Raw genomic sequence first — 10,854 nt, 5'->3', positions numbered from 1 at the left:
ACGAATCAAGTCAAGTTGCGGCATTTGAAATGGAAAAATGTTTCGAATTTGAAGCATTTATCTCAGTATAAAGCACAAGGTTATCACTACGTATCTTGTCATGCATGGTCAAGAATTTAGTAAGAGATTATTTTCATCCAATTGCAAAAATAAAATAATTTAGCTATTATTTCCTGAAAAATCACGAAGGATTGTTTATGAAATGGGTGACATTTGTTTTAATTTTTCTTTCTGCGTGTCAGTTCGCAACGGGATTTTCCGAGGATAGTCCTTTTAAGCACTATAGTATTGAGCAATTCTTAAATACAAAAAACTATGTAGGAGGAGTGATCTCCTTTGATGATTCAAAAGTGATCTTCTCAAGTGATGAAACCGGCATTTTTAATATTTACTCTAAGGACATTCAAAATCCCAAAGGGGAGTTAAAGTCCTTAACAGCATCTGATGACAGTGCTATTTTTGTCGTTTCGACCTTTCCTAAAGATGATCGATTTCTTTATACCTCTGATGGAGCCGGCAATGAGCTTAACCACATTTTTTTGTGGGAGAATGCGCAGTCTTCGCGAGATTTAACTCCTTATTCAGGAGCTAAAGCTGAGTTTATGGGATGGAGCCAGGACTTAAACAGCTTTTTCTTTTTGTCCAACCATCGAGATCCTAAATATATGGATCTGTATGAAATGGAGATAGAAGATTTTACATCAAAACTGCTCTTTAAAAATGAACAAGGGTTTGAGGTCGATTGTATTTCTCCGGATAAACGCTCTATTATTGTTCGAAAGATCATTAAAAATAACAACTATCAACTTTTTTTACATGATGTAGCGACTAAAGGGCTCAAGGCGATAATGCCTCATGCAGAGGATTTCTGTTTAATAGGTGCTGGATTTAGTCTAGATTCTAAAACCCTTTACTTTATGACAAATGAAAATGATGAGTTCTACTTTCTTTGCGCGTATGCTCTCGAATCAGGACATATTGAAATCCTGGAAAAGTATGATTGGGATATCAAATCTTGTTACTTTTCTCATTATGGGAAATATCGTGTAACGATTGTAAATGAGGATGGATGCGCTGTCTTAAAAGTCTATGATCAGGAAGCACAAAAAACCGTTCAATTTTCAGGAATGCCAGAAGGCAATATCACGCTAGCCAAGATTTCAAGCAGTGAAAAATGGATGTTATTCGGAGTGAATAATTGCGATTCACCAAATAATTTATATATTTGTCATTTGCCTGATGGATCCATTCACCCATTTACAGATTCTTTAAGTCCCGATATCGATCAAAGAAATCTCGTAAAGGGTGAAGTTATTCGATATCCTTCTTACGATGGATTAATGATCCCGGCGCTCTATTACAAACCCAAAATCATTGAGAGCGGCCAAAAGATTCCTGCATTAATATGGGTTCATGGTGGGCCAGGTGGGCAATCTTGTGTCGGATACAGTTCTCTCATTCAATATCTTGTGAACCATGGTTATGCTGTAATAGCTGTTAATAATCGAGGGAGCAGCGGATATGGTAAAACATTTTATGAGGCTGCAGATCGTAAACATGGTGAAGCCGATTTAGATGATTGTATCTGGGCTAAGAAATTTCTTATTTCAACAGGCTATGTCGATGCCGATAAGATTGGAATGATTGGAGGAAGCTACGGAGGCTATATGACTCTTGCCGCCCTTGCGTTTCGTCCCTCAGAGATGGCTGTTGGCGTGGATCTGTTTGGATTGTCAAATTGGATCAGCACTCTGAAAAAAATTCCCGCTTGGTGGGAATATCAAAGGGAGAGCCTCTATCAAAAAATTGGTGATCCGGAAAAAGATACGGCTTATCTTGAAAGTATTTCACCTCTCTTTCATGCAAAAAATATCACTAAACCTCTTTTGGTAATACAGGGGGCTAATGATCCCAGAGTTCTGCAAGCAGAATCTGATCAAATTGTCGAAGCTGTTAATAAAAATGGGACGCCCTATCGCTACGAAATTTATCAAGATGAAGGGCATGGTTTTACAAAGAAACAAAATAAGATTTCCTCTTCCAAAATTATTTTAGAGTTTTTAGATGAATACTTAAAGAAATCTATTTTTGAGGAAGAAAACTCCTAAGAGTTTTCTTTGTTGTCTTTTTTGCCTGAAATTTTTGTCCACAATGGTCTGTGATCTGAAAAAAGGAGCATTGGATCAAAGTGGACTGTATCTTCCGCAAGGTTTGCTAGACTAAGTTCTTGATCATCGGGTTCAAACATATGAACTCGATCCTTTAAACTTTTGCTTACCAGTACATAATCGAGTTCTCGTTCTTGTAGCTTGTGAGCTTGTCGATTGAGCTCGGTTGGCTTATCTGTTCGATATACCTCGAGATCTTGTTTTTGCTCTAAGTGAGAAAATATATTTAGACGTTCTATTTTTTCTGAAATTTCAGGAGTGAGATCCGAATTAAAGTATTCAGGATACGTATTGAAATCTCCTTGAATAATCACATTGGCATCTGGATACTTTTCTTTAAGTTTTGAAATACACATTTGGAGGGCGTTAACCACATCGAAAACCGATTCCAACTTATTTTCAGTGCTTGTGATATGATCTTTCAAATTTTCCCGTGGAAATTCAAGTTCGTAGCCAGGGATGTGGACAGAAAGAAAAATAAATGCTTCTTTCGTTTCTTTATTTTTAGCATACACTGCGACATTATCGTCTAGCTGTTGTGCATATGCAGAAAGATTAAGCGGTTTGCATTCTTCAAAGTGTTGGGTCTCAATGGCAATGGCTGTGTCCGAATTTTCAGAGGCCGCATGATTGTATATTTGCCTTGTTGCAAAATATCCAGGACGTGCGGATTCGAAGATTGAACTTCTTGAAGGGAGATGACTGCAGGTCGATTAGGTTGAGTGATCACTTTTTGGAAAAAACTTTCGGATAATCGATTTATAATTTTCTGAAACTGTTTTTCCAGAGGGGTAAGAAAGTCATTCACTGGTTTTTTTCCGTTCTCTTGGGAAAAATGCTTAAAAAGAGGTTAGCTAACTTAACATAGATGGGAATTTTAAATGGTTTTGGAAGTTGGTCTTTGTGATGAGTTGATAAATGGCGATATAGTTTAGGGAATATTTCTTTAAATTGTTTGGCTCCCTCTGTTCTTGACTCTTTTCTTTAAGGCTTCATGGAGTTTTGGTTCGTGATTTTTGATTAATTCTTCGAATTTAGGATTGTTAATGCGAGCTTCAAGGATGTCTAAGCCCTTATTAAAAACCAGCTCTGCAATAAGGGGATTTTGTGGGTCAAACTGTGGACTTCTTTCTTGCTCAAGAAGATAAAAAAGTTTTTCTTCAATGGCTTGTTTTTTTGGGCTAGCCTATCCAACTCATTAGACTCAGGAGGTAAGCCTTCCATTTGCTCAATATTTTTTTGATATTCATCAGCTAGAGAGCCAACTGTATCATTTCTCGAGGTCGGGATAGTATGATGAAGAAAAGTGTAATCCCTTTGATCAGCTCCAATATTCATGCCTAAGATGTAAAAATCGGAAGAAGAGCTCATCGAACCTCCTATAGTAAGCCTTTATTATAATATTATTTAATTTTTGGATGATTTTTTTATGATTATATCAGTTAAATACAAAAAACTAACGATATCAAAAAAACATTGTGATTATTCATATTTTTATTGAGCATAAATATTTTTTGAGATTAGTATCCTAAATTTAGCCAATATGGTGGGGAAGATACATGTTTAATCAGCAATTAATGCTTTCTGATGTGGAGATTCTTTTAAGGTTATTTCTTGCCGCAATTTTGGGCGGCATGATCGGCTTAGAAAGAGAGAGGGGAAGCTGGTTTGCAGGTTTAAGAACCCATATGTTGGTGTGTATGGGCTCCACATTATTTATGATCGTTTCACAATATGGTTTTAATGGAATTTTACAAAAAGAACTTGTTGTCCTTGATCCGTCGCGTATCTCAGCTCAGGTTGCAAGTGGAATTGGATTTCTTGGAGCAGGAACAATTCTGTTTTGGAAAAATGCCATAAGAGGACTTACAACAGCTGCTAGTTTATGGGCTGTTGCAGCCGTAGGTCTTTCTATCGGGGGTGGGCTCTACCTCGCAGGGGTTGGAATGACGATCATGATCTTTATTGTCTTGGCTGGAATCAAACCCCTTGAGAAAATTTTCTTTAAGAAAAAATTTATTAGCGAAATCAGATTTGCTATTGCACCGAAAATTTCACTTATTGCTTTAGATGAGATTTTACAAAAATCGGCTTTGCGTTTAGCCAATTTGCAAGTGGAAATTTTAAAAGATAAAGAAGTGATTCATTTATTTTTTTATTCTAATTTGGGTTCTGAATCTATTGTAATTATAGAAGCTCTAAAAAATTTACCTGGCATAGAAAAAATCGAAACCTATGAAAGCGATAAAGTCGATATACAAAGTGGTAGCAGCTCGTAAAAAATGAACTAAAATAATCAAAGGAATAAGAGATGAAAGCTATTGTTGTCAGTCAGTATGGGGATCCTGAAGTTTTAAGCTATCAAGATGCAGACATAGGTAAACCTGGAAAAGGACAGGTGCTCGTTCGATTAGCCTATGCTGGAGTTAATTTTGTGGAAATCTACCAACGAAGAGGAACGTATCCAAGAACGCTTCCATATATTCCTGGTTCTGAAGCTTCAGGAATTATTGAGGCAGTAGGAGAAGGGGTTGAAGACTTCAAAGTTGGTGATCATGTTGCTTATGTGCATCAACCTGGGGCTTACGCTGAAGCAAGTATTATTAATGCAAAAAGTTTGATTCCTTTACCCAGCAGTTTTTCTTTAGAGCAAGGTGCTGCATTCCCTTTGCAAGGCATGACAGCCCATTATCTGTTGCATGAATTTCGCAAGCCAAAGCAGGGAGACGTGGTGCTTATCCATGCTGCAGCAGGTGGAATGGGACTGCTTCTGGTTCAGTGGGCACGTCATTTAGGAGCGCGAGTCATTGGGACTGTTTCGACTGAAGAAAAGGCAAAAGCTGCCCGCCAAGCTGGAGCTACAGACGTTATTCTGTATAATGAAAAAGATTTTGCGGTAGAAACTAAACGTTTAACAGATGGTCATGGGGCCGATCTCATCATTGATGGGGTAGGAAAAACAACGTTTAAGGGAAATTTAGAGGCCGCGGCTTTGCGTGGTCATATCGTTATTTATGGGGCAGCAAGTGGTCCTGCAGAACCTATTCCCCCAAATGCACTAATGGTTCGTTCGTTGACAGTCTCAGGAGGTAGTCTTCCGAATTATTTACTTACGCGAGATGAAATGCTTCAACGAGCTCACTCAGTCATCAAAGGGATTCAAGAAGGATGGTTAAAGCTGACAATTGACAAAGTGATTCCTTTAGATCAGGCTGCGGAAGCTCATCGATTGCTGGAAAATCGTCAAACAATAGGAAAAATTGTTTTGAAGATCAAAGCATAAGTGCATCCGCGCGATGGCAAAACACATATGCAGTGAAAAAAAATGAGGGATTTTCTAGCGAATATCCCCATTTGTGTGCTTTAGCTTGATAATATTTAAAAGTCTAAATTAGGTTTTTAATTAGCGGTGCTTTTTTCAGAGTAGTTGTAAAGCCATCTTAAAGAAAATGGGGCTAATAATGTCGTAATCGTAATCACGAGAATGATAGCTGCGTACACGTCGCTCTTTAAGACGCCCGCATTAAGCCCGACATTCGCAAAAATCAAGCCAACTTCACCGCGGGGAATCATGGCAGTTCCAATGATAAACTGCATGATCCGTTTTTCTCCTTTGAGAAAAAACGCAGAAAATAACTTCCCGATGACTGCAACCAATACCAAAGAACCGGTTAATGCCCAAATGTACATGGACTGCCAGTTTACAGCTTTAAGGTCTAAAGATAGACCGATTGCCACAAAGAAAATGGGGGTGAATAAATGCACAATAGGTCTCATCTGCTTTTCAACGCGATGACTAAATTCTTTAGACTCGTGTAAAAACGCAGCAAATGGGAAAAAAAATTGTCTAGACAAGGCTAGTCCAGCTGCAAATCCGCCGAGAAGCTCTGGAGCTCCTAAATAATGAGCTGTCCAAGCAAATAAGAGGATGAGAGAAACGATTGTTGTAGGTAAAAGACCCGGAATGTCACTTTTTTCATCCCACTTTCTGATAATTTGTGAAACGGCTTTAGCCAATATGGGGGAGATAAAGAAAAAGAGGATAATGAAGAGTAAGACCTTCCCTGTGCTCAGTAAGTTGATTTCTCCACTGACTGAAAATTCATAAAGCATCGCGAGCAAAACGATTCCGATGATATCATCAAGAACAGCAGCTCCGATGATGATCTGGGCTTCCTGGCTATTTTGCTTTTTTAAGTCTCGCAGAACTCTCAAAGTAATCCCGATACTCGTAGCTGTAAGAGTGCTAGCAATGAAGAGACTCGCCAAAAGGGAGAAAGCGAATGAGTAGTAGCTAATTAAAAAGCCCAGTATAAAAGGTAAAACGACACCTCCCACAGCAACAATGAGGGCTTTTACGCCTGCTGAAGATAAATGACCGATATCAGTTTCAATGCCAACTTCAAAAAGAAGCAGGATTATACCGATCTGAGCCAAGAGGTGAATAGGATTGCTGATCTCAATTAATCCCAAAACACTTGGACCGATGATAATACCGGCGACTAATTCGCCAATGACTGAAGGAATCTGAAAGTAGGCTGCAACCTCACCAAACAACCGAGCTGAAAACAAGATTAAAACAAGCTGAATTAAGAATGTGTGTGCTTCCATATGCCACTTTATGTTCATTTATTTTAGTGGAAAAATCTAGCACAAATCCTACGTTCTCACTAGGTTGCCACTTAGACACAAGTAAACAGATTTTTTCTCAAAAAGCAATGAAAAAGGTTCTAAAGGCTAAAAGTGACTAATTCCTAAAGGTATCACGATATAATGAAAAGCTAATCTTTGTTCGAAAAAAATAAAAAAAAATTGGCTAAAACCTTTTTTACAACAATTTGGCATCTTAACTTAGAGATGCAAAATGTTCATATGAAATACCAAGAACATTCTTTTCTTAAATAGGAGATGGCTTCCGATCTGCTTCAAAATGAGTTGAAGCAGATGTAACATTTTTAAAGAGGTACAAGTGACGCAAACTATTTCTGCAAAAGTTTGCATTCATCAAAAACGAGAAATAAAAAATGTTTTGAAATTGGCTATTGGATATTGCAACGTTAATTACTAAAATTTTAACAAGTGTTGCTTTTGATTTTATGAGATGTGACCGAGTTGAAATTGGCTGCAATAAAGCTAATGTCAAAAGTAAAAAAGTCATCGAAAAGTGCCAATTTATTTTGGAGGGAGAGATTCGAAATTATTTCACTAATCCAACTTCTGAAATGTTAAACAATAGGTATTCTTCAGAAAGGACGTTTTTATTATATGGATTAGTAGTTGAAGATTTATCTGAATTATCTCGGTATCTGGAAATTAAAAAACATATAAAAATTGTTTGTTAGATAATTTGTTCTTAATATTTTTTCTGCCTTAATGTATAATAAATTAATTTATGTATTTTACTATGGGTAGAAAATGTTTCCTATTTCATGTTTAAGCCATTTTAATAAATGGTCAATTGAACTTAACTTGGTTTCCAATAAAGGTTGGGTCTATACCGAAAATGGAGTTGTTCCAAGTTCTGACAAACCCGCTTTATCAAAAGGCGAAATTCTAGAAAAATATTTATGTATTCTTCAGAAAGCTCCCATTTATAGTGTTGATGAGCAAGCCAGAAAAAAATTCACAACGGCTATAGTGGAATATGTTGATTCAGATAAGGACAAAGAAGCCTATCGAACCATGAAAAAAATTCAAGCTCTGATTGAAAAAAAAGAGCGATCCATAAGCAGGGATTTTTTTGGAAATGAGGCAAAAGCTTTAAATGTCATTCTTGATAAAAAGTTAGAGAACATTCAAGAAGCTGAATACTTTTTGCTATATGAACTTTTGAATAGAATCGCGAATAAGCGTTTATATGCACGTAGCTTTTATCAGATAGCGGCTATTTCTGAAAAAATTAACGAATTAATGAAAAAGAGCCCTACCAATCTTAAACTGATATTAATTGGTGATTCAAATGTAAAAATTGATCTATATATAAATGAACATTTGTTATCGATTGAAGATTATTCTTTTTTCCTTTTTCTTCAATTTTGCTTCCATAATCCTAAAAGGGAAAAAAATGATGAGTTATTTAAAGAAGTCATTCAAAAGAAGGCAGAATCATCTGATCACAATTTTAAACATTATTTACATGCCTTCTTGTCCATTTGCATCATTCAGGAATTAATGGGTAAAAGAGCTGAAGTGATCGATGATATGAACGATCTTAATGAACAGATAACTGCATTTTTTGAAAATTCCAAAATTGAAGAACAGGTTCTGAGGGAATATTTAAAATTATTTGATTGGGATGCAAACACTTTTAAAGTGGATGATATCGTCTTTGATCTTTTTGGAAATCAAAAATTCGGAAGGATGGCTAAAGAAATCTTCGAGTGTGCCAAACCAATTGCACCTGTACTAGATCAATGGTACACAGCGATGTATGAAAAAACTGTGCAATATCAAAAAATACATCCAAATTTGCCTTTGCCTGTTGTATGTGCTGAGACATTTGTTTCTAGCAAAGATTTTATTAGCCAAAATGACCTTAATTATTCACTTTTATCAAAAATTCAGAAATGGGAAGCTGATGCTCAAAGATCTTTTCAAAAGCCAAAATCTCCTTCCAAACAATCTGCTTCCACGGCAAAGCCTCCTCAAAAAAAGAAAAAGAAAAAGAAAAAGTTAAGGCAAACTTCTTTTGTTGTTCCAGAACATGAAGAGACTCAAGAATTTGAAGTTTCTGGTACAAGCTCAAAAATGTTTAAAGAAAAATCCACGGAGATTACTGCCCCTGCTCCTGTTATTTCGGAAAAATCAATCCGTCAGCAATTGGAAGAATCCTCCTCTTTTCGTGTTGCTTCCCGTGTGACAGATTGGTTTGATCAGACAAAAAGTCACCCGATTCTCAATGAGGAAAGTCTTATCGTTCATAATTTTGCTTGGGCTGCTAATGAAGTGTTATGGTTATTTGGCATGCGCTATCCGCGAGAAAAAGCTCCTCAAATCTATGAACCCGCTATCGCCTTGCTTTGCCAGGTTGAACATGGCTTGTTTTCAAGGGCGCAAACTTTTCGAGCTACAGTAACGTTTGAGCACAAGATCGAAAAGGAAAATGTTTTCAATCCTTCTTTTAAGTATGATCCAGCATGGATTTCTTACCATAGAGCTCTCACAAGACGTCCTCAAGAACAGGAAATGGTTGAGGAATTCATTGCAAATGCAAGAGATCAGTTCATTGAATTTCCTGTGCTACCATCTCAACGCTTTCACGTTGAATTACCTTCAGGAGTACTGAAAAAGATCTTTCCTGATGGAAGTTATATCGAGTCTGTAACTGGATCGATTGTAACGATTCGCGATCCTAAAAATGATGTTGGTCAAAAGAAATGCCGGATACACTTTTTTATTGTACGATAGGTTTTCAAATTTTTTTCGATAGCTTTAGATATAGCGACAGAGGTGAGATTTTATTTGCAGGCCAAAGAAATGCGTATTGTAAGATAGGCAGAGATTAAGGTCTTTCCAAGTGCAAGAAGGGGGATTTCACAATTTTTTATAAACGCTTAAACCCGCTTTAACAGCCGCAAAAGTACCAGCTACCAGTGGAGCTAATGTACATACAGACGTCATTAAACTCATGCCGAATATTTTGAAAGCCGTCGACTCAACAGCTTTTGTTGGCCCGAAAATGATTAGATTTGTTCCAGTGACGATTGCTTGTACTGTAAAGGCTGTTATTCCAGCGTAAGAGAAAGAAGTTACTGCGCTCGCTAAACCAACAAATGAACCAGCAGCTATGGCTGCTGTGATTTTAATTGTTTCAGATGCAATTTTTCTTACGGTTTTCCAGTTGCTTGTTTGAATAAAGGGCGTTGGTGCGTGGACTAGAGTGGCATCATACATAAACTTTCCCCTAAATTTAAATAATCATAGGCATTTAAGCTAATTCTTAGCTGCATTTGTTGATCAAGTCAAGCAAAAATACGTTTCCAGATAAAGCACAGGGATCAAATTTTATTGCAGACCATAGTGAAAAAGTTTATGAAATATAGAGAACAAAAAAAACTTTTCACTATCTCAACTGCAAGAAAAAAAATGTTAAAAAGAATTATAAACTTCTTTACCAACTTTAAATGCCACAACAGAGCCTAACACCAGTGGTACGAGATATGATCAAAAGTTGTGTATGAGGTGAAAAAAAGAGAGCGCATCCTTAAAATGTTTTTTACTACAAAAACTAAATGGGAGTGCGCTCATGGAAGATTTTCGCTTTTCTTCAGAAAAATGCCATCAACAAATGAACAAAATAATCCTCTCGAAGAAATTCTTCGCAAAGGAGCTCAAAAATTGTTACAGCAAGCTATTGAATTTGAAGTACAAGAATATCTGGAACTTTACAAACAATCGAAAGAATCTACCCATCAATATCCTGCAGTAAGAAATGGTTACTTACCAGAAAAAAACATTCAAACCGGTCTTGGCCCAATTGCAATTCGCCAGCCTAGAATAAGACATAGAGACGATGGCAAGTTCACAAGTGCGATTTTGCCACCTTATTTGAGAAGGACCTATTCCTGCTTTGTATCTTAAAGGAATATCCACCTTGGATTTCCCGAAAGCTCTAGAGGCAATTTTGGGAGAAAATGCTAAAGGGCTATCACCTACAAATATCGTTAGATTGAAAGATTCATGGACA

General features: G+C 36.9%; 9 protein-coding genes and 1 pseudogene. 5 read left to right on the top strand and 5 right to left on the bottom strand.

What is annotated here, in order from left to right:
• Positions 1-197: 197 nt before the first annotated feature.
• The gene (locus AB7E63_RS12470; protein WP_006341929.1) at positions 198-2,108 is read left to right on the top strand and encodes an alpha/beta hydrolase family protein; all 1,911 of its coding nucleotides are present in this window, start codon (positions 198-200) and stop codon (positions 2,106-2,108) included.
• Here the strand turns inward: AB7E63_RS12470 and AB7E63_RS12465 are convergent.
• From AB7E63_RS12465 to AB7E63_RS12455, 3 genes are all read right to left on the bottom strand, one after another.
• Positions 2,105-2,683 (bottom strand): hypothetical protein, encoded by a 579-nt coding sequence (locus tag AB7E63_RS12465; RefSeq protein WP_006341928.1) that lies wholly within the window; start codon positions 2,681-2,683, stop codon positions 2,105-2,107. The genes AB7E63_RS12470 and AB7E63_RS12465 overlap by 4 nt on opposite strands.
• Before the next feature lie 14 nt (positions 2,684-2,697).
• Positions 2,698-2,976, bottom strand: coding sequence for a hypothetical protein (locus AB7E63_RS12460; RefSeq protein WP_006341927.1), 279 nt, complete (start codon positions 2,974-2,976; stop codon positions 2,698-2,700).
• A 257-nt stretch (positions 2,977-3,233) separates the two neighbouring features.
• Entirely contained in the window at positions 3,234-3,539 is a 306-nt protein-coding gene (locus AB7E63_RS12455; RefSeq protein WP_006341926.1) for a hypothetical protein, read from the bottom strand.
• Between the two features lie 188 nt (positions 3,540-3,727).
• On the opposite strand from AB7E63_RS12455, the gene AB7E63_RS12450 reads away from it, so the two are divergent.
• Both AB7E63_RS12450 and AB7E63_RS12445 read left to right on the top strand, forming a co-directional pair.
• Positions 3,728-4,447, top strand: a complete 720-nt coding sequence (locus AB7E63_RS12450) for an MgtC/SapB family protein (protein WP_006341925.1) — start codon at positions 3,728-3,730, stop codon at positions 4,445-4,447.
• 32 nt (positions 4,448-4,479) lie between these two features.
• Positions 4,480-5,451, top strand: a complete 972-nt coding sequence (locus tag AB7E63_RS12445; RefSeq protein ID WP_006341924.1) for a quinone oxidoreductase family protein — start codon at positions 4,480-4,482, stop codon at positions 5,449-5,451.
• Between the two features lie 116 nt (positions 5,452-5,567).
• On the opposite strand, the gene AB7E63_RS12440 is transcribed toward AB7E63_RS12445, so the two are convergent.
• Entirely contained in the window at positions 5,568-6,779 is a 1,212-nt protein-coding gene (locus tag AB7E63_RS12440) for a cation:proton antiporter (protein WP_006341923.1), read from the bottom strand.
• A gap of 804 nt (positions 6,780-7,583) precedes the next feature.
• On the opposite strand from AB7E63_RS12440, the gene AB7E63_RS12435 reads away from it, so the two are divergent.
• Entirely contained in the window at positions 7,584-9,575 is a 1,992-nt protein-coding gene (locus tag AB7E63_RS12435; RefSeq protein WP_006341920.1) for a hypothetical protein, read from the top strand.
• A gap of 126 nt (positions 9,576-9,701) precedes the next feature.
• On the opposite strand, the gene AB7E63_RS12430 is transcribed toward AB7E63_RS12435, so the two are convergent.
• The gene (locus AB7E63_RS12430) at positions 9,702-10,061 is read right to left on the bottom strand and encodes a hypothetical protein (RefSeq protein ID WP_006341919.1); all 360 of its coding nucleotides are present in this window, start codon (positions 10,059-10,061) and stop codon (positions 9,702-9,704) included.
• A gap of 352 nt (positions 10,062-10,413) precedes the next feature.
• Between AB7E63_RS12430 and AB7E63_RS12425 the strand changes: the two are divergent.
• Positions 10,414-10,854 (top strand): annotated as a pseudogene (locus AB7E63_RS12425) (transposase); the annotation flags it as partial.

The sequence above is a fragment of the Parachlamydia sp. genome, assembly GCF_050255895.1.
GTDB classification, from domain to species: domain Bacteria; phylum Chlamydiota; class Chlamydiia; order Chlamydiales; family Parachlamydiaceae; genus Parachlamydia; species Parachlamydia acanthamoebae.
This window is presented reverse-complemented; position numbering and strand designations above follow the sequence as displayed.